The 22,959-nt window shown below is 55.1% G+C and carries 25 protein-coding genes; 8 read left to right on the top strand and 17 right to left on the bottom strand.

Annotation, left to right across the window (positions count from 1 at the left end):
• Nucleotides 1-13 precede the first annotated feature (13 nt).
• Nucleotides 14-397, bottom strand: coding sequence for a YbgS-like family protein (locus tag Y71_RS18960; protein ID WP_035885963.1), 384 nt, complete (start codon nt 395-397; stop codon nt 14-16).
• Between the two features lie 318 nt (nt 398-715).
• Here Y71_RS18960 and aroG point away from each other — a divergent pair, with 318 nt between their 5' ends.
• The gene (gene aroG / locus Y71_RS18955; RefSeq protein WP_007373929.1) at nt 716-1,768 is read left to right on the top strand and encodes a 3-deoxy-7-phosphoheptulonate synthase AroG; all 1,053 of its coding nucleotides are present in this window, start codon (nt 716-718) and stop codon (nt 1,766-1,768) included.
• A gap of 171 nt (nt 1,769-1,939) precedes the next feature.
• Here the strand turns inward: aroG and gpmA are convergent, their stop codons facing one another.
• The 7 genes from gpmA to modE all read right to left on the bottom strand — a co-directional run bounded on the left by gpmA (nt 1,940) and on the right by modE (nt 9,816).
• Nucleotides 1,940-2,692, bottom strand: a complete 753-nt coding sequence (gpmA, locus tag Y71_RS18950; RefSeq protein WP_007373930.1) for a 2,3-diphosphoglycerate-dependent phosphoglycerate mutase — start codon at nt 2,690-2,692, stop codon at nt 1,940-1,942.
• 206 nt (nt 2,693-2,898) lie between these two features.
• The gene (gene galM, locus Y71_RS18945; protein ID WP_007373931.1) at nt 2,899-3,939 is read right to left on the bottom strand and encodes a galactose-1-epimerase; all 1,041 of its coding nucleotides are present in this window, start codon (nt 3,937-3,939) and stop codon (nt 2,899-2,901) included.
• Nucleotides 3,933-5,081 carry a galactokinase gene (galK, locus tag Y71_RS18940; RefSeq protein WP_007373932.1) on the bottom strand — a complete coding sequence of 383 codons (1,149 nt, stop codon included), beginning with the start codon at nt 5,079-5,081 and terminating at the stop codon, nt 3,933-3,935. Before galK ends, galM begins: the two co-directional genes overlap by 7 nt.
• Nucleotides 5,082-5,083: 2 nt before the next feature.
• Nucleotides 5,084-6,130, bottom strand: a complete 1,047-nt coding sequence (gene galT, locus Y71_RS18935) for a galactose-1-phosphate uridylyltransferase (protein ID WP_007373933.1) — start codon at nt 6,128-6,130, stop codon at nt 5,084-5,086.
• A 10-nt stretch (nt 6,131-6,140) separates the two neighbouring features.
• Entirely contained in the window at nt 6,141-7,157 is a 1,017-nt protein-coding gene (galE, locus tag Y71_RS18930) for a UDP-glucose 4-epimerase GalE (protein WP_035885958.1), read from the bottom strand.
• 327 nt (nt 7,158-7,484) lie between these two features.
• Nucleotides 7,485-8,960 (bottom strand): molybdate ABC transporter ATP-binding protein ModF, encoded by a 1,476-nt coding sequence (gene modF / locus Y71_RS18925; RefSeq protein ID WP_007373936.1) that lies wholly within the window; start codon nt 8,958-8,960, stop codon nt 7,485-7,487.
• Between the two features lie 67 nt (nt 8,961-9,027).
• Nucleotides 9,028-9,816 carry a molybdenum-dependent transcriptional regulator gene (gene modE / locus Y71_RS18920; RefSeq protein WP_007373937.1) on the bottom strand — a complete coding sequence of 263 codons (789 nt, stop codon included), beginning with the start codon at nt 9,814-9,816 and terminating at the stop codon, nt 9,028-9,030.
• Nucleotides 9,817-9,980: 164 nt separating this feature from the next.
• On the opposite strand from modE, the gene Y71_RS18915 reads away from it, so the two are divergent.
• The 4 genes from Y71_RS18915 to modC all read left to right on the top strand — a co-directional run bounded on the left by Y71_RS18915 (nt 9,981) and on the right by modC (nt 12,827).
• Nucleotides 9,981-10,130: an AcrZ family multidrug efflux pump-associated protein gene (locus tag Y71_RS18915; protein WP_035885954.1), complete on the top strand. Its 150-nt coding sequence runs from the start codon at nt 9,981-9,983 to the stop codon at nt 10,128-10,130.
• A gap of 172 nt (nt 10,131-10,302) precedes the next feature.
• Entirely contained in the window at nt 10,303-11,076 is a 774-nt protein-coding gene (gene modA, locus Y71_RS18910) for a molybdate ABC transporter substrate-binding protein (protein WP_007373939.1), read from the top strand.
• Complete coding sequence (gene modB, locus Y71_RS18905; protein WP_007373940.1) at nt 11,076-11,765, top strand: molybdate ABC transporter permease subunit; 690 nt, start codon at nt 11,076-11,078, stop codon at nt 11,763-11,765. Before modA ends, modB begins: the two co-directional genes overlap by 1 nt.
• Before the next feature lie 3 nt (nt 11,766-11,768).
• Entirely contained in the window at nt 11,769-12,827 is a 1,059-nt protein-coding gene (modC, locus tag Y71_RS18900) for a molybdenum ABC transporter ATP-binding protein ModC (RefSeq protein ID WP_007373941.1), read from the top strand.
• A gap of 66 nt (nt 12,828-12,893) precedes the next feature.
• On the opposite strand, the gene Y71_RS18895 is transcribed toward modC, so the two are convergent.
• From Y71_RS18895 to ycgZ, 3 genes are all read right to left on the bottom strand, one after another.
• Nucleotides 12,894-13,172 carry a biofilm development regulator YmgB/AriR family protein gene (locus tag Y71_RS18895; RefSeq protein ID WP_007373942.1) on the bottom strand — a complete coding sequence of 93 codons (279 nt, stop codon included), beginning with the start codon at nt 13,170-13,172 and terminating at the stop codon, nt 12,894-12,896.
• Nucleotides 13,173-13,211: 39 nt separating this feature from the next.
• Nucleotides 13,212-13,517 carry a hypothetical protein gene (locus Y71_RS18890; RefSeq protein WP_007373943.1) on the bottom strand — a complete coding sequence of 102 codons (306 nt, stop codon included), beginning with the start codon at nt 13,515-13,517 and terminating at the stop codon, nt 13,212-13,214.
• A gap of 142 nt (nt 13,518-13,659) precedes the next feature.
• A complete protein-coding gene (gene ycgZ, locus Y71_RS18885) occupies nt 13,660-13,899 on the bottom strand; it encodes a regulatory protein YcgZ (protein ID WP_007373944.1) in 240 nt (79 codons plus the stop codon).
• A 306-nt stretch (nt 13,900-14,205) separates the two neighbouring features.
• Between ycgZ and Y71_RS18880 the strand changes: the two genes are divergently transcribed.
• A complete protein-coding gene (locus tag Y71_RS18880) occupies nt 14,206-15,432 on the top strand; it encodes a diguanylate phosphodiesterase (protein WP_007373945.1) in 1,227 nt (408 codons plus the stop codon).
• 84 nt (nt 15,433-15,516) lie between these two features.
• A complete protein-coding gene (locus tag Y71_RS18875; protein WP_007373946.1) occupies nt 15,517-16,260 on the top strand; it encodes a MerR family transcriptional regulator in 744 nt (247 codons plus the stop codon).
• Nucleotides 16,261-16,332: 72 nt separating this feature from the next.
• Here the strand turns inward: Y71_RS18875 and Y71_RS18870 are convergent, their stop codons facing one another.
• A complete protein-coding gene (locus Y71_RS18870) occupies nt 16,333-17,151 on the bottom strand; it encodes a pyridoxal phosphatase (RefSeq protein ID WP_007373948.1) in 819 nt (272 codons plus the stop codon).
• Nucleotides 17,152-17,307: 156 nt separating this feature from the next.
• Here Y71_RS18870 and pgl point away from each other — a divergent pair, with 156 nt between their 5' ends.
• A complete protein-coding gene (pgl, locus tag Y71_RS18865) occupies nt 17,308-18,303 on the top strand; it encodes a 6-phosphogluconolactonase (protein ID WP_007373949.1) in 996 nt (331 codons plus the stop codon).
• A gap of 58 nt (nt 18,304-18,361) precedes the next feature.
• On the opposite strand, the gene Y71_RS18860 is transcribed toward pgl, so the two are convergent.
• From Y71_RS18860 to bioA, 5 genes are all read right to left on the bottom strand, one after another.
• A complete protein-coding gene (locus Y71_RS18860; RefSeq protein WP_072438462.1) occupies nt 18,362-19,639 on the bottom strand; it encodes a putative acyl-CoA thioester hydrolase in 1,278 nt (425 codons plus the stop codon).
• 177 nt (nt 19,640-19,816) lie between these two features.
• Nucleotides 19,817-20,224, bottom strand: coding sequence for a DUF2000 family protein (locus Y71_RS18855; protein ID WP_007373951.1), 408 nt, complete (start codon nt 20,222-20,224; stop codon nt 19,817-19,819).
• A gap of 51 nt (nt 20,225-20,275) precedes the next feature.
• On the bottom strand, nt 20,276-21,127 hold the full coding sequence (locus Y71_RS18850; protein WP_007373952.1) for an AraC family transcriptional regulator: 852 nt from the start codon (nt 21,125-21,127) through the stop codon (nt 20,276-20,278).
• Between the two features lie 3 nt (nt 21,128-21,130).
• Complete coding sequence (locus Y71_RS18845) at nt 21,131-21,607, bottom strand: kinase inhibitor (RefSeq protein WP_007373953.1); 477 nt, start codon at nt 21,605-21,607, stop codon at nt 21,131-21,133.
• A gap of 36 nt (nt 21,608-21,643) precedes the next feature.
• Nucleotides 21,644-22,930 carry an adenosylmethionine--8-amino-7-oxononanoate transaminase gene (gene bioA / locus Y71_RS18840; RefSeq protein WP_007373954.1) on the bottom strand — a complete coding sequence of 429 codons (1,287 nt, stop codon included), beginning with the start codon at nt 22,928-22,930 and terminating at the stop codon, nt 21,644-21,646.
• Nucleotides 22,931-22,959 lie beyond the last annotated feature (29 nt).

Here is a 22,959-nt window from a genome sequence, read left to right as displayed (position 1 = left end):
ATGGCATCACTCTTTACTGGGTTGTGCCATCGGTTTTGGTATTGACGTCATTATTAGTGCCATTACCGGTTTCGACTTTTTTGTTTACGTCCGGGCAACGCCCATCCTTACACATCGTGTTTTTGTGCACTTCATCTTTGCTCATATGCTGCGATGAGTGAGTTTGCTGCGTACCGGTAGCAGAATTCGTGCTGCCGTTGTTAATTTTGCTGTTATCAACCCCGTTCGGTGCAAGGTTCTGCTGCGCATCCGGGGCGGTCTGACCCGCCGCTGCCGAGGAGTTGGCCTGGCCGTTATTGGCCGAGGCATCAGATGCAGAATCCGCAGCCCATGCTGCGCCACCTGCAAGGGTAAGGGTCGAGGTCAGTAAAAGCGTCGCTAATTTATTCATTTTCATCATAAAGCTCCTGTTCTGGTCGTTTTCATCACCGGCAAAGGCGATAAAAGCAGCGCGAACGAGTCATCACGCTCAGTGGTGAAAGATGCCGCTTTATTTATTAACGGCAGAATGTAATATTGCTAAAGTTCAATTTAACGGTGTTTACAGTTAAAAAGTGTAGCCACTATCTAACAGTCTGCGACTTTTGCATGGCTTTTTGCTCCATTCCAGGAATTATCCGCCCGAAGTGTAAAAGGGCGTTTACACTTCGGGCCTGACAAGATAGATTGGAAAGATTGCATTCATTACAAAAAGTATGGCCACACTGGAAAGATCATGAATTATCAGAACGACGATTTACGTATTAAAGAGATCAACGAGTTATTACCTCCTGTAGCGCTCCTTGAAAAATTCCCCGCCACTGAAACTGCCGCCCAGACGGTATCCAGCGCCCGCAAAGCGATCCATAACATTCTGCGCGGCAATGACGATCGTCTGCTGGTGGTGATTGGCCCGTGTTCCATTCATGATCCTGCGGCGGCGAAAGAGTACGCTTCGCGCCTGCTGGCATTGCGTGAAGAGCTCGGTGGCGAGCTGGAAGTGGTGATGCGCGTCTATTTTGAAAAACCGCGTACTACCGTTGGCTGGAAAGGGCTGATCAACGATCCGCATATGGACAACAGCTTCCAGATCAACGACGGCCTGCGCATTGCCCGCAAATTATTGCTGGAAATCAATGACAGCGGCCTGCCGGCTGCGGGTGAATTCCTCGATATGATCACGCCGCAATATCTGGCGGATCTGATGAGCTGGGGGGCGATCGGCGCCCGTACTACGGAATCACAGGTACACCGCGAGCTGGCTTCTGGTCTCTCCTGTCCGGTTGGATTCAAAAACGGCACCGACGGCACCATCAAAGTGGCGATCGACGCCATTAACGCCGCCAGCGCGCCGCACTGCTTCCTGTCGGTCACCAAATGGGGCCACTCTGCCATTGTGAATACCGCCGGTAATGGCGACTGCCACATTATTCTGCGCGGCGGCAAAGAGCCGAACTACAGTGCAAAACATGTGGCAGAAGTGAAATCAGGTCTGACCAAAGCGGGCCTGGAACCGCAGGTGATGATCGATTTCAGCCATGCGAACTCCGGCAAGCAGTTCAAAAGGCAAATGGACGTTGGCAGCGATGTCTGTCAGCAGATCGCCAACGGTGAAAAAGCGATTATCGGCGTGATGATTGAAAGCCACCTGGTGGAAGGTAATCAGAGCCTGGAGAGCGGCGAACCGCTGGTCTACGGTAAGAGCATCACCGATGCGTGCATCGGCTGGGAAGATACGGACACTATCCTGCGTCAGTTAGCGGCAGCGGTAAAAGCGCGTCGTGCCTGATTCGAGCCGCAGAGACGTTGGCTTTTCTCGCTAACCTGGGTCACTTTGTGCTAGCTGCCGGAGATTAGCTTCGCCGCCTTTCTGCAACGCGAATTATTTTGTGTCTCTGATTGCGTGTGAAGTGCAAAAAAAAGCGTGGAGCAATCCACGCTTTTTTTATGGGGGGAAAACTTACTTCGCTTTACCCTGGTTTGCTACTGCAGCGGCTTTTGCGGCGATCTCTTCCGCATTGCCCAGGTAGTAGTGTTTCAGCGGTTTGAAGTTTTCATCGAACTCATAAACCAGCGGTACGCCGGTCGGGATGTTCAGTTCGAGGATCTCTTCTTCGCTCATATTGTCGAGGTATTTCACCAGCGCACGCAGGGAGTTACCGTGCGCAGCGATGATCACGCGCTCGCCGCTTTGCAGGCGCGGCAGAATAGTTTCATTCCAGTAAGGAATAACGCGATCGATGGTCAGCGCCAGGCTTTCGGTCTGCGGCAGTTCGGCTTCGCTCAGTTTAGCGTAGCGCGGATCGTGGCCCGGGAAACGCTCATCATCTTTGGTCAGCGCTGGCGGGGTAACGGCAAAGCCACGACGCCACTGTTTAACCTGCTCGTCACCGTATTTCTCTGCGGTTTCGGCTTTGTTCAGACCCTGCAACGCACCGTAGTGACGCTCGTTCAGTTTCCAGCTTTTTTCTACCGGCAACCACGCCTGATCCAGTTCGTCCAGCACGTTCCACAGTGTGTGGATGGCACGTTTCAGCACGGAGGTGTAAGCAAAATCGAAGGAGTAGCCTTCCTCTTTCAGCAGTTTGCCTGCTGCTTTCGCTTCACCAACGCCTTTCTCTGACAGATCGACATCGTACCAACCGGTGAAGCGGTTTTCGTTGTTCCACTGGCTTTCGCCATGACGAACCAGAACCAGCTTAGTAACAGCCATACTCTTACTCCTGTAAGCCTGATTGAATGATAACAATTCTCATTATATTGCCGGAGAGAGAGCCCCGGCAACGATTACCCATAACCATAGCGAAAATAGCCGCGCAGTGTAAGGTGCTTGTGAACCAGGGGTTATAGTTTTGTCGATAAGTGACGCTTATTTCAGCAAAATGAGTAAAAAAAAGCCCTCCGGGAGGAGGGCTGAGATTAAAGCGCAATAAAGTGATATTCCGTCAGGCTGACATATTCGCTGCCGGGGCGTAAAACACAGTCCGGCTGCGGATAGTCCGGGCGATTCGGGCTGTCGGGCAAAAATTCGCTCTCCAGCGCCAGGCCTTGCCATGCAGCGTAGGTTTTCCCCCCGCGCGCTGGCGTACCGTCGAGATAATTGCCGGAATAGAACTGGAGCGCAGGAGCGCTGGTATAAACCGTCATTTGCAGTTGATTATCCGCCGACCACAGCTGTGCCGCAGGCAGGCTGGCATCGCCCTTCGCCTGCAACAAAAACGCATGATCGTAGCCTTTTACCGCACGCTGATCGTCATCGCTGAGAAACTCTTCCGCTACGGTTTTGGGCGTACGGAAATCAAAACTGGTCAGCGCGACTTTTTTCAACCCACCGGTCGGCAGCCCCATCTCATCCACAGGCAGATATTCATCTGCCAGCAGTTGCAGGGAGTGGCTACGCACATCAGACTGGTACCCATCGAGGTTGAAATAGGCGTGGTTGGTCAGGTTGACCGGGCAGGGTCTATCCGTCGTGGCACGATATTCAATTGCCAGACGGTTATCTTCGCCGAGGCGAAAATGCGCCGTGGCGTTTACGTTGCCCGGAAAACCCTGATCGCCATCCGGCGAAGTCAGCGAAAACAGCACTTCGTTTTCATTCTGACGCTCAATCCGCCAGCGACGCTTGTCGAAACCTTCCGGGCCGCCATGCAACTGATTTTCGCCCTGGCTGGGCGTAAGCGCATATGTCTGACCATCAAGCTGAAAACGGCTCTTGCTGATACGGTTGGCGTAACGGCCCACCGAAGCGCCGAGAAACGCGGATTGTTGCAGATAGTATTCCGGTGACGCGCAGCCGAGCAGCGCTTCACGCACGGAGCCATCTTTCAGTGGCACGCGAGCCGAAAGCAGCGTCGCGCCCCAGTCCATCAGTGTCACCACCATTCCGGCGCTGTTGCGCAGAGTGATGAGACGAAAGGGCAGCCCGTCCGGAGCCGCCGTCGCAGATTCGTTTAGCACTGTCCTGCTCCCTGTGAAGGTTTGCACACATAGAAGGTTTCTTTGATGCCGGTTTTGGCTTCGTACTGGCTTTCCACGGCCTGTTTGACCGCAGGAACCAGCGCTTCCGGCACCAGCGCGACAACGCAGCCGCCGAAGCCACCACCGGTCATGCGCACGCCGCCTTTATCACCGATGGTGGCTTTCACAATCTCGACCAGCGTATCGATTTGCGGCACGGTGATTTCAAAATCATCGCGCATTGACGCGTGGGATTCAGCCATCAGCACGCCCATGCGTTGCAGATCGCCTTTCTCCAGCGCGGCGGCCGCTTCGACCGTGCGCGCGTTTTCTGTCAGCACATGGCGTACGCGTTTGCTGACCAGCGGATCCAACTCATGCGCTACCGCATTGAACTGATCGATGCTGACATCACGCAGCGCTTTCTGCTGGAAGAAACGCGCGCCGGTTTCGCACTGCTGACGACGCGTGTTGTATTCACTGCCAACCAGCGTGCGTTTGAAATTGCTGTTAATGATGACAATTGCCACGCCTTCCGGCATCGACACCGCTTTGGTGCCGAGCGAGCGGCAGTCGATCAGCAACGCGCTGCCTTTTTTGCCCAGCGCCGAGATCAACTGATCCATAATGCCGCAGTTACAGCCGACGAACTGGTTTTCCGCTTCCTGGCCGTTAAGGGCAATCTGCGCGCCATCCAGTGGCAGATGGTAAAGTTGCTGGAAGACGGTGCCGACCGCCACTTCCAGCGATGCTGAGGAGCTTAACCCCGCGCCTTGCGGTACGTTGCCGCTGATCACCAGATCGGCACCGCCAAAGCCTGCATTGCGTTTTTGCAGGTGTTTCACTACGCCACGCACATAGTTGGACCACTGCTGGCTGTCGTGAGTCACAATCGGGGCGTCGAGGGAAAATTCATCCGTCTGGTTATCATAATCGGCGGCAATCACCCGCACGATGCGATCGGTGCGCGGCGCGCAGCTAATCACCGTCTGGTAATCAATGGCGCAGGGCAGTACAAAACCGTCGTTATAGTCAGTATGTTCACCAATCAGATTCACGCGGCCCGGAGCCTGAATGGTATGGGTGGCAGGGTAGCCAAATTTCTCAGCAAACAGGGATTGTGTTTTCTCTTTCAGACTCATTGTTATTCTCCGGATTCGCGAAAATGGACATCGCTCAGCGCACGCAGGCGTTCAGCGGCTTGTTCTGCCGTCAGATCGCGCTGGGTTTCCGCCAGCATTTCGTAGCCCACCATAAATTTACGCACGGTAGCGGAACGCAGCAGCGGCGGATAGAAATGCGCGTGTAACTGCCAGTGATCATTCTCTTCACCGTTAAACGGCGCGCCGTGCCAGCCCATCGAGTAGGGGAAAGAGCACTGGAACAGATTGTCGTAACGGCTGGTCAATTTTTTCAGCGCCAGCGCCAGATCGCTGCGCTGTGCTGCGGTTAAGTCGGTAATGCGCTGGATATGCGCCTTCGGCAACAGCAGCGTTTCGAATGGCCAGGCCGCCCAGTAAGGCACCACGGCCAGCCAGTGGTCCGTTTCTACCACCGTACGGCTGCCGTCATTCAGCTCGCGCTGCACATAATCGACCAGCATCGGTGAGTGATGTTCAGCAAAGTACGCTTTTTGCAGGCGGTCTTCGCGTTCCACTTCGTTGGGCAGAAAGCTATTCGCCCACACCTGGCCATGCGGATGCGGATTGGAGCAGCCCATTGCCGCGCCTTTGTTCTCAAACACCTGCACCCATGGATAGTGCTGGCCCAGCTCGGCGGTTTGCTGTTGCCAGGTTTTTATTACCTCTTCCAGCGCGTTCAGGCTCAGTTCCGGCAGCGTTTTGCTGTGATCCGGCGAGAAGCAAATAACCCGGCTGGTCCCGCGCGCGCTCTGGCTGCGCATCAGCGGATCGCTGCTTTCCGGCGCCTGCGGCGTGTCGGTCATCAGCGCCGCAAAATCATTGGTGAACACGTAAGTACTGGTGTAATCCGGGTTTTTATCGCCCGTTACGCGAGTATTACCCGGACACAGGAAGCAATCCGGATCGTGTGCAGGCAATGTTTGCTTCGCAGGCGTTTCTTGCGCCCCTTGCCAGGGACGCTTTGCGCGATGCGGAGAAACCAGGATCCACTGATCGGTCAGCGGGTTGTAGCGGCGATGCGGGTGATCGACCGGGTTAAATTGCGTCATTACTGCTCCTTCAATCCGGATAACCCTGCGGATGGCGTGACTGCCAGCGCCAGGTATCTTCTGCCATTTCGTCAAGCGTACGGGTTACGCGCCAGTTCAGCTCTTTATCGGCTTTGGTCGCGTCGGCCCAGTAGGCCGGTAAATCGCCCTCGCGGCGCGGCGCAAAGTGCCATGCCACCGGTTTGCCGCAGGCTTTGCTGAACGCGTTGACCACATCCAGTACGCTGCTGCCGACGCCGGCGCCGAGGTTGTAAATATGGACGCCCGGTTTGCCGGCCAGTTGTTGCATAGCCGCAACGTGACCGTCAGCCAGGTCCATCACATGAATGTAATCACGCACGCCCGTGCCATCCGGCGTCGGATAATCGTTGCCGAAAATCGCCAGAGAATCGCGACGGCCAACGGCAACCTGCGCGATGTAAGGCATCAGGTTATTCGGGATACCCTGCGGATCTTCGCCCATATCTCCTGACGGATGCGCGCCAACCGGGTTGAAGTAGCGCAGCAGCGCGATGCTCCACTCCGGCTGGGCTTTTTGCAGGTCGGTGAGGATCTGTTCCACCATCAACTTGCTTTTGCCGTACGGACTTTGCGGCGTTCCGGTAGGGAAGCTTTCGACATAAGGGATTTTCGGTTGATCGCCGTAGACCGTGGCGGAGGAGCTGAAAATCAGGTTTTTGACGTTGGCCGCGCGCATGGCGTCGATCAGGCGCAGCGTACCGTTGACGTTGTTGTCGTAGTACTCCAGCGGCTTCGCCACGGATTCGCCAACGGCCTTCAGCCCGGCAAAGTGAATGACCGCTTCAATGGCATGATCGTGCAGGATTTCGGCCAGCAGCGCTTCATCGCGAACATCGCCTTCAACGAACAGTGCGGATTTTCCGCCGAAGCGCTCGATTTCATTGAGCACGCTGCGCTTACTGTTACAGAGGTTATCCAGAATGATGACGTCATGGCCGTTTTGCAGCAGTTGCACGCAGGTGTGGCTTCCTATGTAACCGCTACCACCAGTAACCAGAACTCGCATATTTCACTCCATAAAGCATTTGATATGAACAAACCTTAGCATAACAGAGAGGTGAAAACTGTGACATGGGATAAATTAGTGGAATCGTTTACACTGAATTTTCTGTCGTCCGGTTTGTCGCGTAACCGCCGGAAAAACCCTGCTTTAGCGGCGCTTATCCGGCGAATATGAATAGTCTTAAAATGACTGCATTGCGTTACAGCAACGCAGACGCTGCCGGCAAAGCCGGACAACGTCCCGAGGAGGTTATAAGTCATTGATGGCATTCAGGCAATCGGCGCACAGGATAAAAGACTATATTCCAGATGTTCGCCAGAGTGATGCTGATCAGGAAGCGTGCGTTTCGAGTTGGTAGCGATAGCTGTCGCCTTCCGGCACGAAGGTCAGCCGGTGAGTAATGCAGGCTGGCGCATCGTCGGCATGGTGCGAAACAAACAGCAATTGGGTTTGCCCTTCACTGATTAATACGTCAACAAAGCGGCGGATTAGCTGGCGGTTTAGCGGATCCAGCCCTTGCAGCGGCTCGTCGAGGATCAGTAATGTCGGATGTTTCACCAGCGCGCGGACAATCAGCGCCAGCCGCTGTTGTCCCCATGAAAGGCTGTGGAAGGGCGCATCGGCGGTGCGGGCGTCAAAACCTAAAATATCCAGCCAGCGCTGCGCCAGTTTGTGCTGCTTGTCTGATACCGTCTGATAGATGCCAATTGAATCAAAGTAGCCGGAGAGGATCACGTTGCGCACATTGGTGCTGACGCGGTAATCAAGATGCAGACTGCTGCTGACGTAACCAATGTGTTTTTTGATATCCCAGATAGTTTCACCGCTGCCGCGACGGCGGCCAAACAGCGTCAGATCGTTGCTGTAACCCTGCGGGTGATCGCCGGTGATCAGGCTCAACAGCGTCGATTTCCCCGCGCCGTTCGGGCCGACGATCTGCCAGTGTTCGCCGGGATTTACCTTCCAGGAAAGCTGGTTGATGATCGGCCTGTCATTATAAGAAACGACGCCATCATTCAGCACTATCAGCGGCTCGCCCGCGCGTAATGTTTCTCGGGCCGGGGGCGCATCGGGTTCCGGCAGGGCAATCCCGGCCAACTTTTCACTGTGGGCCAGTTGCGCAATCAGCGCTTGTTGTAGCAGGGCGGATTTTTCACCGGTTTCCGTCAGGGTGCAATCCACCAGTACGCCAGCATGCTGTACAAAATCCGGGATTTCATCGAAGCGGTTAAGCACCAGCACTACGGTGTAACCTTCACTATTCAGCCGCGCCAGCAGTTCCGCCAGTTGCTGGCGGGAGTTCACATCCAGCCCGTCGAACGGTTCATCCAGAACCAGCAGTTCCGGCTCGGACATCAGCGCCTGGCACAGCAGCGTTTTGCGCGTTTCGCCGGTCGAAAGGTATTTAAAGCGGCGTGTCAGCAGATGCGTGATGCCGAACAGCGCCGCCAACTGTTCACAGCGCTGTGGGTTTTTGACCTCATCCTGAATGATGTCGGCCGTGGTGCGCCCGGTATCTTCTTCGCCCGGGCTGAGCATATCGGTGTTGTTGCGCTGCCACTCATCGCTGACCAGTTTTTGTAACTGCTCAAAAGAGAGGCGCGTCAGGCGGGTAAACTGACACTGACGCTCACCATTCAGCAGCGTCAGTTCGCCGGAAAGCGCACGGGCCAGCGCGGATTTCCCGCTGCCGTTCGCGCCAACGAAGGCCCAGCTTTCGCCTGCCCGCAGGATCAACTGCTCAAGGTGCAACGTGCGTGTATCGCTAAGACGAAACGTACCTTGCGAAATTTGCAATGATGACATGATATATCCCGTTTTTTGCAGCAATGAAGTTCAGGGATACGTGCAATGCACTCACTTGTCAATGCGATTAGCATAACGTGGCGAGAATGACGCGATCGGCATTAAAATATGCCGTCACTTCGCGCTGTTCCTGCAAATTATCCACGTCATGCGTCGGCACTGTGGCGCAGAGCTGCTGTCCGTCTGGCAATGTCATCAGCACTTCGCTTTGCTGTTCGCCACGCTCAATATGGCTGATAAACCCTTTAAGCTGGTTGTCGGCAAGCGCTGCGCGCTGCGCATCCTGTGTGATATTGACCCACGGCGCTTTCAGCAATACCAGCACCTCTTTTCCTTCATCAAGACCAAGCCGTTCGCCGCTTTGTGCGGTGATAGCGACTTTCAGGCGCGTTTCACCGTCGGCCAGCAGCACTTCAATATGCTGCTGCACCTGCTGATGATCGCGGGCGGTTACGGTGCCAAACCACTGGTTGCGGGCGCTGGTTTGCAAGGAAAAGCGGGAAATAGCTGCCAGCAGGCTATTCAGCGGCAGCGCATCGTCGTCGCTTAGCACGTCAAACGCCTTCTGCTGAATCTGTGCCAGCAGATCGTAAAGCTGAATCAGGCGCTGCCCGTAACGGGTCACTGCTGCGCCGCCGCCGCCTTTACCGCCTGTCGCACGATCAACCAGCGTATGTTCGCTCAGTTGGTTCATTTCATTGATGGCATCCCAGGCGCTTTTGTAACTGATGCCTGCGTTCTTTGCGCCCTGGCTAATCGAACCCGTTTGTTCAATCTGTTTCAGCAAAGAAATACGGCGCGGATCGGCAAAAAGGCGTTCCTGGAGTTTGAGGGTTAAGAGAATTTCAGCCTGCATTACGCAATGTCCTGGCAAAAAGAGTATTGTGAAGGAAAAGCGGTATTACGCCTAGCCTGAGCCCTGATATTGATAGCAAAGCGGCTCATGCAATCGCACAAAAGGCGAGTGTTTTTCTGTGGAATCAGGCTAAAATGCCTGCTTCACAATATCCGGAGTCGATCATGTTAGAGTTGTTGAAAAGCCTGGTTTTTGCCGTGATCATGGTTCCTGTGGTGATGGCTATCATCCTGGGGCTGATTTATGGCCTGGGTGAAGTGTTTAACGTCTTTTCCGCTGTTGGTCGTCGCGACCGTTCCAGCCAGCAGCGCTGATCCTTTCGAAAACGCCCACTTCGGTGGGCGTTTTACTGTTCAAGATTTTGTGACATCCTGCCGATATATTTACTGAAGTTACTCATTCTTTATGGGTATTACCTGCCGTCATGAAAACTCTGATAACATCGTTATGTTTCAATGTATATAACGATACTCAGAGGAGCTACAAATGGCAGGTACATGGTTACGCCTTTTTGCTGGGGCGACTTTATCGCTTTCTGTTGCCGGGCATGCGCTGGCGGAAGAGAGCAAAATTACCGTTTTTGCAGCAGCGTCGCTGACCAATGCGCTGCAGGATATTGCGGCGGCGTATAAAAAAGAGAAAAACGTTGAGGTAGTTTCTTCATTCGCCTCTTCGTCAACGCTGGCGCGGCAGATTGAAGCTGGCGCGCCAGCCGATCTGTTTATTTCTGCCGATCAGAAATGGATGGATTACGCCGTCGAGAAAAAAGCCATTGATACGGCGACGCGTGAAACCCTGCTGGGCAACAGCCTGGTGGTTGTGGCACCGAAAAGCAGCACTCAGGGCGATATTAGCGTTAATGCCAAAACGAACTGGGCCAGCCTGCTGAAAGGCGGTCGCCTTGCCGTTGGCGACCCGGACCACGTTCCGGCAGGGATTTACGCGAAGGAAGCGCTGCAAAAACTGGGAGCATGGGACTCTCTGTCATCGAAGCTCGCTCCGGCAGAAGATGTACGTGGCGCGCTGGCGCTGGTAGAACGTGGAGAAGCGCCGCTGGGCATCGTTTACGGTTCTGATGCGGTTGTCAGCAAAGGTGTGAAAGTGGTGGGGACCTTCCCGGAAGATTCACACCAAAAAGTGGAATACCCGCTGGCTATTATCGACGGGCATAAAAACGCGACGGTAACGGCGTTTTATGATTACCTGAAAGGCCCGCAGGCTTCTGAAATTTTCAAACGTTACGGATTTACGACGCACTAATGATATTGACGGATCCCGAATGGCAGGCGGTACTGCTGAGCCTGAAAGTCTCATCCCTCGCGGTATTATTCAGTTTGCCCTTTGGGATCTTCTTCGCCTGGCTGCTGGTGCGTTGCACATTTCCGGGCAAAGCCCTCCTTGATAGCGTACTGCATCTGCCACTGGTTTTACCGCCAGTGGTGGTCGGTTATTTGTTGCTGGTGGCGATGGGCAGACGCGGTTTTATCGGTCAGTGGTTGTATGACTGGTTTGGTATCACCTTTGCGTTTAGCTGGCGCGGCGCGGTGTTAGCCGCCGCAGTAATGTCTTTTCCATTGATGGTGCGCGCGATCCGTCTGGCGCTGGAAGGTGTGGACAGAAAGCTCGAACAGGCAGCACGTACGCTTGGCGCAGGGCGCTGGCGCGTCTTTGCCACCATCACGCTGCCGCTGACGTTGCCGGGAATTATTGTCGGTACGGTGCTGGCCTTCGCCCGCTCGCTCGGCGAGTTTGGCGCGACCATCACCTTCGTCTCCAATATTCCGGGGGAGACGCGCACCATTCCCTCGGCGATGTACACCCTGATCCAGATGCCGGGCGGCGAAAGCGCGGCGGCGCGGCTGTGTGTGATCTCGATTGTGCTGGCGCTGATCTCGTTGCTGGTATCGGAATGGCTGGCGCGCATCAGCCGTGAACGGACAGGGAGATAACCTATGCTGGAGCTCGATTTCACCCAGACGCTGGGAACACATCAACTGCGTGTCGCCGAATCGCTGCCTGCCAGCGGAATTACGGCGATTTTTGGTGTTTCCGGCGCCGGGAAAACCTCGCTGATTAACGCGATCGGCGGCCTGACGCACCCGCAAGAGGGGCTCATCATCCTGAACAATCGCGTGCTGCTCGATACCTCGCGCAAAATTTGCCTGCCGCCGGAAAAACGTCGTGTTGGCTACGTTTTTCAGGATGCGCGCCTGTTCCCGCACTATAAAGTGCTCGGTAACCTGCGTTACGGCATGGCGAAATCCATGGCCGGGCAATTCGACAAGCTGGTGGCGCTGCTGGGCATTGAGCCTTTGCTGGAGCGGCTTCCGGGTACGCTTTCCGGCGGCGAAAAACAGCGCGTCGCCATTGGCCGCGCGTTATTAACCGCGCCGGAACTGATGTTGCTGGATGAGCCGCTGGCATCGCTGGATATTCCGCGTAAACGGGAGTTGTTACCCTATTTGCAGCGGCTGGCGCAGGAGATCAACATTCCGATGCTGTATGTCAGCCACTCGCTGGATGAGATCCTGCATCTCGCCGATAACGTGATGGTACTGGAAGCGGGGGAAGTGAAAGCGTTCGGCAGACTGGAGGATGTCTGGGGGAGCCGCGTGATGAACCCGTGGTTGCCGCCCGAGCAGCAAAGCAGCGTGCTAAAAGTGATAGTGCTGGAACACCATCCGCACTACGCCATGACCGCACTGGCGCTTGGCGATCAGCATATCTGGGTGAACAAAATTGATCGCCCGCTGCAAAGTACGCTACGCATTCGCGTGCAGGCGACGGATGTTTCTCTAGTGCTGCAACCGCCGATGAATACCAGTATCCGTAATATTTTGCGTGCCAAGGTGGCGCAGTGTTTCGATGTTGATGGGCAGGTAGAAGTTCAACTGGAGGTGGGTAGCCGCACGTTGTGGGCGCGCATCAGCCCCTGGGCGAGAGATGAACTGGGCGTGAAAGCGGGTCAGTGGCTGTATGCGCAAATCAAGAGCGTGTCGATAACCGCCTGAGTGCGTAACATAAAGAAGGGGAGCAGAGCTCCCCGTCGTGGCGAAAGTGGCTGGCGGTGATGAGCCTCAGAGATCATCCGTGGTGTGGTGGACAACGATCTCCAGCGTATTGCGGATAACATCGCTTGTGACCACGTCTTTTGTTGTTTCGATCATCTTAATCAATTCAAGAATCAGCGCCTTGTGCGTGATCCTTTGCTCTGCGGCAGAAATACGACGAATGGCGGCACCGAGTATTGCCGATTCCTCTGATAACAAATTGCCGCCGCTGCGGAAGTATTCAGCAAGAGAAGCATCGGGCAGATTTTCGTAACCATATGATGGGTCTTGCATAGCCTGGCTCATCGGGTGGATCCTGTTGTGATTGAACATGACTGAGCGGCCTCAGTGTTTTTTGTTGTTGCCTGGCGATTTTTCGCCAAACAGAGGGAAAACGTTACTTCTGTTTTCCTTGTCCCAGAATGCTTCACTACCCGTGGCGGGGCGTAACGAGGAAATGTTATTGCTGATGATTTCGGCAATAATACGCCCCAGCATGCTACGCCGCTCAATATCGGTTTCGTTTCGCTCCATTGATCTCAGCCGGTTAATCAGTGCCTGAGTGCTAATGGGCGAATTGTCCTTAAGGAGTGACAGAACCGCCACGCCAATAAGTTCATCGGTTAGTTGCTCAATTTCACTACTGTTCATAACTGCATCTCGGGTTGCCGCCCATTGCGGATCTGCAAAGACGGCCTGAAGCCCATTCTCCCGTGGAAACATTCGCAGAATGCTACGTGACCCGCGAGAATTGACTCAAATACCAGATAATTTTTGCTGTTTAAGCAGAGCCTTAGCGGTCAAACAGCATACCAATCAACGCATGATAGTGGCTCTCCTCCTCCGGGCTGGATGCCTGTTCGAGGCGGCTGAGCAGTTTGGTACAAATGGCTTTACGATTGAGATTACGCCCTTCACTGAGGATTTCTACCGCAATTTTCCCGAGTGTCACTTGTTGGGTCGGTAGCGTCGCTTTGTTGAAATAACGGGTAACGGCAGCTGCTGTGTTCGGAAGATAACCGTTCTGTTGCATTTGTCACTCCTCAGGAAATTGTCAGTTAAATAAGTACAATTAAAGTTATACAAACATGGCAAAAATGTATATTAAAATTGTACAAAATTATTAGCGTCCTATAGAAACACTCACTAATTCGTTGTTTTATTGCGTTAATAAATTTCTGAAAATTCAGGAAAAAACAGACGTTGTACAACCTGTCCTCGGATAAGTCTGATATTGATCCATTATCCCATCCGGCGATAAACCAAGGAAAATCAATGCAAGACGCCCCTGAAAGCATCTGCTAAGGTTGCTGTTCTTTCATTTCGCCCCGGAGCCTTTATGCTCACCACCATCATTTACCGTAGCCATTTGCATGAACATGTCTCTTATGAAGTGCTTAAAGAGATGGTCGTCGCCGCGAATATCAAGAATGGTCAGGCAGGCGTTACGGGGATTTTGTTGTTTAACGGCACTCATTTTTTCCAGTTACTGGAGGGGCCTGAAGAGGGCGTCGCCGCCATCTATCAGGATATTTGTGCAGACAACCGTCATTACAATCTGGTTGAGTTACTGCGTGATTATGCTCCTGCGCGTCGGTTCGGTAAGACCGGAATGGAGCTGTTTGATTTACGCGATCATCGCCGGGAAGCGGTGTTGCAGGCGGTATTCGACAGAGGTACATCGCGTTATCAACTGATCTACGGCGATCGCGCGCTGCAATTTTTCCAGACCTTTGTCGAGGACAGTGAAAAAGAGAATTACTTTGAGATCCCGCCGGGCGATATGTGGGAATTCATTGCGGATGAACAGGCGGTTGCGCTGCCGGCAATGGCGCTCGACAGCCTTGCTGAATGCCGTTTTGCATTCCAGCCGGTAGTCGATCCGTTTGCCCGGCAAATCGTGTCGCTGGAAGCGCTGCTGCGAACGCCGGAAGGCGGCTCGCCGCAGGCCTGGTTTGATGGCCTTGCGGGAGAAGATATCTATGCGGCAGATTTACGCAGTAAGAAAGTGGCGTTTGCGCTGGCGGCCGCCTTGCGCCTGGGCGCGCAAACTCTCTCGGTGAATCTCCTGCCAATGACGCTGGTAAAGGTCCCCAATGCGGTGGAGTTTTTCCTGCAGGAAATTCGCGCCAACGGACTGGTGCCGGAGCAGATTGTCGTTGAATTTACAGAAAGTGAAATTCTTTCGCACCTGGACGAATTTACTCAGGCGGTGAAGCTATTAAAAGGCGCGGGCATCCGCGTGGCGATTGAGCACTTTGGCGCCGGGTTTGCCGGATTGCTGCTGCTGGCGCAGTTTCAGCCGGACCGGATCAAAATCAACCGCGCGTTGATTCAGGACGTACACAAAAGCGGCTCACGGCAGGCCATTGTTCAGGCGATTATCCGCTGTTGTACCGCGCTTGAAATTGCCGTTACCGCCGTTGGCATCGAAACTGCAGAAGAGTGGATGTGGCTGGAGTCAGCGGGCATTACCCATTTCCAGGGCTATTTGTTCGCGCCGCCTTCGCTGTCGGGGATCCCGGCAGTGGCCTGGCCTGAGAAAAGAGAAGATCTACCATCATAAAGTTGTACAAAAGTATTTGTACAAGCTGGCAGAGTTAATTAGTCTTGCAACCGAGTAAACCGGCGTTACCAGTAGAGGAAGTCCATGGCATTTTACAGCATTGGCGAGGTTGCCGAGCGATGCGGCATTAACCCGGTCACACTGCGTGCATGGCAACGTCGTTATGGTTTGTTAAGGCCACAGCGCAGCGAAGGCGGGCACCGTCAATTTGATGAGTCCGACATTCAGCGTATTGAAGAGATCAAACGCTGGATCGAGAGCGGTGTGTCCGTCAGTAAAGTGAAAGCGTTGCTCGATGAGAACAAGCTGGCAGGCCAGGCCGGATGGACATCGGTTCAGGAAGAGATGATGTCCACGCTACGGCAGGTCAATCCTGCCCGTTTGCAGGCGATGCTGACCACGCTGGCGCAGCAATACTCCGCAGAGCAGTTTATTGAGGATATTATCATGCCGGTCAGGCAGCGCATGAGCCTCGATCCCAATACCGCGCGCGTTATGCTCAGTTTGCTGGATGGCGTGCTGATTGAATATGCCGCCGCGGCTATCGCGCAGGCACGTTCGCAGGCGGCGAAAGAGGCGCTGCTGGTGGCCTGGGACAATCACGATCGTACCCGTTTGTGGCTGGAAGCCTGGCGGCTTTCTCAGCAGGGCTGGCGCATTCATGTGCTTGCCGAGCCGCTCGATTCCCCACACCCGGAGTTCTTCCCCGGCCAGCAGCTTTTCGTCTGGACAGGAAAACCGCTGACGCGCAGTCAGTTGCAGCAACTGACGCACTGGCGCAATCAGGGGTTCACTGTCGCCATTCATCCCGGGACGAAACTTCCCTGATCGCTTGCAAGACAATGCGCTGAGCTGTCAGGCCGAAGCACATTTTCAACAGCCCGGACGGTAACGGGTCGATCACAGCAGCTCTTTGTAGATAAAGCTGGCAATGCTGTCGACGGTATTGTCGCCAATCACCACATCGGCGTGCGCTTTGACTGCATCGTCGGCATTTCCCATCGCCACACCCACGCCTGCCGCTTCCAGCATGCTGATATCGTTATAATTATCGCCAAACGCCACTACGTTCTGCATCGACAAACCTTGTGATGCCACCCATTCAGCCAGGCGTTTACCTTTGCTGTTTCCGGCGCGGGCGATATCGACCTGATCGTGCCACGACCATTCACATTCCAGCCCCAGCGTCTGCTCGATATGGTGGGCGAAATCCTTCAGCTTTTGCGTATCTTCATCGGTGAGCGCGAACTTCCAGATGGCTTCCACTTCCTGCGCCGCAGTGTTCAGCGATGCTACCTGCTGGAAAACCGGGCGTTGCTCTGGCGGCAGTGATTGCGCCCAGTTGTTGGTGCGCAGCACATGGCCGGTGGGTTTCTCGTACAGCATGGCGTTATCGACATACATCAGACCATGAATGTTATGCTCGTTAAGCTGAGTAATCAGTTGTTGCGCTTGCGGCACCGGCAGTGGATCGGCAGAGAGTACTTTTTTTGCATGATAATCATACAAATAAGTGCCATTACAACAAATTGCAGGTGTATCCAGCGCCAGTGCCTGATAAAAAGGGTGGATGGCAACATGATGCCGACCGGTGACGATGAGGAGTTGATGTCCTGCCGCTTTTGCGCGGGTCAACGCTTCAATAGATGAGGGCAGAAGCGTTTTTTTCGGTGTCAGTAGCGTACCGTCTAAATCCAGAGCAATAACTCGCGAAGTCATAACGTATTCCGTGGTCGATGTTGAAATTTTTGCGTCCGGGCATGGTACACCGCGTCGCCGGATGCGCAAAATCTGGCGCAGAAAATCAGCATCAAGCCAGAAAAAAGGCTATCCTGGTTACTTAACGCAAATAAGAATTAGAGGAAAGGAGTGTTCATGAAACAAACCGTTTATACCGCCAGTCCGGAAAGTCAGCAAATCCATGTCTGGCGTTTGAATTCTGAAGGCACCCTGACGCTGGTTCAGGTCGTTGATGTGCCGGGTCAGGTTCAGCCGATGGTGGTCAGCCCGGATAAACGTTACCTCTACGTGGGCGTTCGCCCTGAATTTCGCGTTATCGCTTACCGTATCGCCCCTGACGACGGTGCGCTGACGTTTACGGCGGAAGCGCCGTTGCCGGGCAGCCCGACGCATATTTCCACCGATCACAGCGGCCGCTTCCTGTTCAGCGCCTCTTACAATGCAGGCAGCGTCAGCGTGACGCGCCTGGAAGACGGAATTCCGACGGAGATCGTGGATGTGGTGGAAGGGCTGGAAGGGTGCCACTCGGCGAACATCTCTCCGGACAACCGTACGCTGTGGGTTCCGGCGCTGAAGCAGGATCGCATCTGCCTGTTCACGCTGGCGGATGACGGCAATCTGACGGCGCAAAACCCGGCAGAAGTGACCACCGTGGAAGGCGCAGGTCCGCGCCATATGGTGTTTCATCCGAACGCGCGTTTCGGCTATTGCGTGAATGAGCTGAACAGCTCCGTTGATGTCTGGCAGTTGAGCGATGTGCACGGCAAAATCGAGTGCGTACAGACGCTGGATATCATGCCGCCAGATTTTACCGATACCCGCTGGGCAGCAGATATTCATATCACGCCGGATGGTCGCCATCTCTATACCTGCGATCGTACCGCCAGCCTGCTGACGGTTTTCAGTGTCTCGGAAGATGGCAGCGTGCTGTCGCTGGAAGGTTTCCAGCCGACGGAAACACAACCGCGCGGTTTCAACATCGATAAAAGCGGTAAGTATCTGATCGCGGCCGGGCAGAAATCGCATCACATCTCGCTGTATGAAATCACCGGCGAGCAGGGGTTGCTGACCGAGAAAGCGCGCTATGCGGTAGGCCAGGGACCGATGTGGGTGGTAGTTAACGCCTTCTGATACCGAACGTCAGCCATAAAAAAACCTCGCCGCGGCGAGGTTTTTTATTACTGCTGAATTACTTTTTCGGCTCAGCGACAACCTGGCTGCCCACGCCGCGGTTGTTAAACTCCCACATGCGGTTGAACTGTGGGTTGTTCAGCTCGCGCTGTACATTGCCTTTATCATCCACCGCACCGACATTGCCTGCGTATGCACGGCCAGAAACAGCAGCATCAGCCCACGGTTTAGCGACGTTAAAGCCTTCATTAATCACGCTGTCGCGGATAACAACCTGACCGTTGGTGTTGCCATCAACATCCAGTGAACGGCCGAGTTGCGCCACGCCGTTGCCGGTAAAGCGGCTGTTCACGGCGAGGAAGCCGTAGTACAGGTTAGAGAGCGTCGCCGGGGCAAAGACGTAGCCTTCTTTCTGCGTGCGGGAGTTCACTACGCGGAAATCGGTGTTATCAAACACCACCGCGCCGCGACCAGAAACGATGTCCACATCCCCTTCGAGGTAGCTGTTGGTCACCAGCGTACGGGTCTGGCGATCGCTACGCAGGGTGTTGTCCACGCTGCTGTTGGTGACAAAGAAGGTATTCTGGCGACCCAGAATGTTGACGTTGTTGATCTGCACTTTATCGCCGTCGCTGCGCAGCGCTACCGCCTGGTGGTTGCCCGCATCAACACTGTCGCCCAGCGTGTTCTCAATGGTCAGGTTCTGCAATTGCAGGCCGTTGTTCTGTGACCAGAAAACCGCAGAACACATTACACCGACCGTTGCAGCGCGTTTGCTCTGGCAGTTATCGAACATGTACCAGGCAGGTTTACCCGGCATATATTTGCCTGATGGATTGACCAGACGACGCCAGCTGTTCGGGTCGATTTCAGAGTCAATCGCCATACCGATTTTTACGTCCAGCGCTTTCTCGCCGGTACCGTAAATGGTCACGCTGCCGGAAGCTGCAGGCACATACACCGTGCCTTCATACTCGCCCGGCATCACTGCGATATATTGACGATCGCTGGCATGCTTGTTGATTGCCGCGTCTACCGCAGCCTGAATAGTGGTGTGCGTTACGCCTGGAGTACCAGCCGGGCCAACCACGAAGTCCGCTTTTTCCGGCAGACGAATCGACATCGGTTTCCATACCGCGCCGTCCGGCGTCATCGAGGTAAAGTAGCGATCCGCCACGAAGTTTTTCGCTTCGCCCGCACTGAGGATCGGACGCGACGTCGTGCCCGGTGCTTTCTGTTCAGAGGGACGTTCAGCCGGCGGGGTTGAGCTACAGGCGGTCAGTGTCACGCCAAAAGCGAGCGCCAGCGCCAGACGGGAAACCGATGATGTGTTCAAAGCGTGCTCCAGACTATGCAAAGTTGAAAGGGTTACGTCAAAGCCTGCTTTTTTATACTAAGTTGAGCGAAACGGGAAGCCAAAATCGAAAAAAGTCAGCGGTAAGTGAGCGAAAGTGACCGCTATTTGGCGGATGGGGAAATTCCCGCCGCACAAAGACGTCGGCGGGAAGGGAAATTAAGGATGCAGGGCGAGACCTTTGATTACTTTATCGACGGCTTTTTTCGGCCCGCGCAGGGCAATACCGACCAGGTTCATCGCATCCGCATCTTCCAGCTGAAACACGGCGCGGTTAGCGTCATCATTGCCGGTAGAGAACATTGCTTCCACATACGGCACAACCGTCACTTCCCGCTCCAGCCCTTTGCGGTGGGTACGCTGCAAATCGGCCAGCGTACCGGCGAAAATCAGCATCGGCTGCCCGGCAATGCGCTCGTAGCGGCGCCCGGCGGCATCCACATAGGGTTCACCCAGTACTTCCGGCGCGGCAGAGACCACGCCGGTGGCGAGAAACGCCACCACATTCAACCGTTGCCAGCTTTCCAGATCGTCACGTACCACAAGGGCAACTTTGGTATCAAACATGCGTTTTTCTTCTCCGTCTGTCGTAAAAAGCCCATCTTCGGAGAAGCGCATTCAGCGGGATAGAACGTTTGTGCACTGGCGCTGGAAGGTGGCGGGAGAGAGGCGATACGCGCGCTGGAACCATCGGCCAAGGTGGCTTTGATCGGCAAAACCCACCTGCGCCGCCACCTGCGCAGGCTCCAGCCCGTGCGCCAGCAAGGCTCTGGCAGTGCGCAAGCGCAGGCGTACCAGATACGCGTGCGGCGTCTGGCCAAAGGCTTTCTGAAATTGTCTGCTCAGGCGAAAACGGTCAATACCGCAGTGCGCCGAAAGCGCGTCCAGCCCGATATCGTCCGCCATGTGGTCATGCAGCATCTCTTTCACCTGCTGCATACGCAGCACGGTTTCATCCGGCGGCAGGGCGGTTTTGCCATCAATATGGCGGGTGAGCAGCTTCATGAGATGATCCAGACTCTGATCGCGGGCGAGACGGCCTTCATGATGATGAATGGCAAAAAATGCCTGCTGAATGGCGTGGATCAGCATGTTGTCATCGGTCAGGGTGTTACGAAAGGCCGCTTCGATTTGCGATACGTCTCTGTGTCCGCGCTGTTGCAGCATGGTGGTGACCCACTGTTGCGGCAGGTAAAGCATCGCATAGGTGAAGCCATTTTCGTCCGGCGCATGTCCGTCATGCACCGCGCCCGGCTCAATCAAAATCGCGCGGCCGGGGCGGCTGGTATGCAACTCGCGGTGGCAGTTAAAACGTTGCACGCCCTGCTGGGTCACGCCCACCAGCACTTCATCATGATCGTGCGGATCGTAGGCGTGCCCGGTAAAGTGGGCGCTGACGCTCTCAATGCCGGTTTCCTGCTCGCGGCGAAAATCCACCCAGTCGCCGGATGCACTACGTTGCGCGCGCATGAATTAGCTGAACATCGCCGTAATGCTGGCGCTGGCGAGTTTATGAAAATGGACATTAAAACCGACCATCGCACCGCTGGCATTTTCATCCACCTCCAGATGGTCCACATCGAGGGCGTAAACGGTAAAAATGTAGCGATGGGTTTCGCCTTTCGGCGGCGCAGCGCCACCGTAACCGGCTTTACCGAAATCGGTGCACGTCTGAATCGCGCCTTCCGGCAATTCAGCGACGCCGGAACCGGCGCCCTGCGGCAGAACGCGCGTATCGGCAGGCAGGTTGGCGATAATCCAGTGCCACCAGCCGGAGCCGGTCGGCGCATCCGGGTCATAGCAGGTGACGACAAAACTTTTGGTTCCGGCAGGGACGTCGTCCCATGCCAGATGCGGGGAGAGGTTGTCGCCATCGTAGCCCATGCCGTTAAACACATGGCGATGCGGCAGTTTTTCGCCGTCGCGTAAATCATGACTGATAAGCTTCATTACGGGCTCCTCTGTTCGTTCAGGCTGAAGTGTAGCCTATGCGAACAGATCGCTGCGTGCAACGGCGTGATTCACCGCGCCGGTCAGTCGCGACAACTGCTCAGGCGTAATGATATACGGCGGCATCAGGTAGATGAGCTTGCCAAATGGCCGGATCCACACGCCTTGTTCAACGAAGAAACGCTGTAGCGCCGCCATATTTACCGGTGAGCGGGTCTCCACCACGCCAATTGCGCCGAGCACGCGAACGTCTGCCACCGTGGCGGCTTGCGCCGCAGGCGCCAGTTCTTCTTTGAGCTGGGCTTCAATGGTCGCAACCTGCTTGCGCCATTCGCCGCTCTCAAGTAGCGTCAGGCTGGCGGCGGCTGCCGCGCAGGCCAGCGGGTTGCCCATAAATGTCGGGCCGTGCATAAAGCAGCCCGCTTCGCCGTTGCTGATGGTTTCGGCGACCTGGCGCGTGGTCAGGGTGGCGGAGAGCGTCATCGTGCCGCCGGTCAGCGCTTTGCCGAGGCACAGAATGTCCGGCGCGATGCCCGCATGTTCACAGGCAAACAGTTTGCCTGTGCGGCCAAAGCCAGTGGCAATTTCGTCAGCAATCAGCAAAATGCCTTCACGATCGCACATCTTGCGTATGCGTTTCAGCCACTCCGGGTGATACATGCGCATGCCGCCCGCGCCCTGCACGATGGGCTCGAGGATCACGGCCGCGATCTCATGGCGATGCGCCGCCATCAGCCGGGCAAACGCCACCATATCAAGCTCGTCCCATTCACCGTCGAAGCGGCTTTGCGGCGCAGGCGCAAACAGGTTCTCCGGCAGATAGCCCTTCCACAAGCTGTGCATGGAGTTGTCCGGATCGCAGACCGACATTGCACCAAAGGTATCGCCGTGGTAGCCGTTGCGGAAGGTAAGAAAACGCTGTCGCGCTTCGCCTTTTGCCTGCCAGTATTGCAACGCCATCTTCATCGCCACTTCCACGGCCACCGAGCCGGAATCTGCCAGGAACACACACTCCAGCGCTTCGGGCGTCATCGCGACCAGCTTGCGACAGAGGTCGATCGCCGGTTGATGCGTTATGCCGCCGAACATCACATGCGAAACCGCATCAATCTGCGCTTTCATCGCCGCATTCAGCGCCGGATGACCATAGCCATGAATCGCCGCCCACCAGGAGGACATGCCGTCCACCAGCCGCTCACCGCTGCTGAGTTGAATCTCGCAGCCTTGCGCGGATTGCACCGGGTAAACCGGCAGGGGAGAGGTCATTGACGTATACGGGTGCCAGATATGGCGCTGGTCAAAAGCGAAATCGTCTGCGGTCATAATCGACTTGTAAACCAAATTAAAAAGTT

This window comes from Kosakonia radicincitans DSM 16656 (assembly GCF_000280495.2).
Taxonomy (GTDB): domain Bacteria; phylum Pseudomonadota; class Gammaproteobacteria; order Enterobacterales; family Enterobacteriaceae; genus Kosakonia; species Kosakonia radicincitans.
Note: the sequence above shows the minus strand (reverse complement) of the source record. Positions and strands in the feature narration are given on the sequence as shown.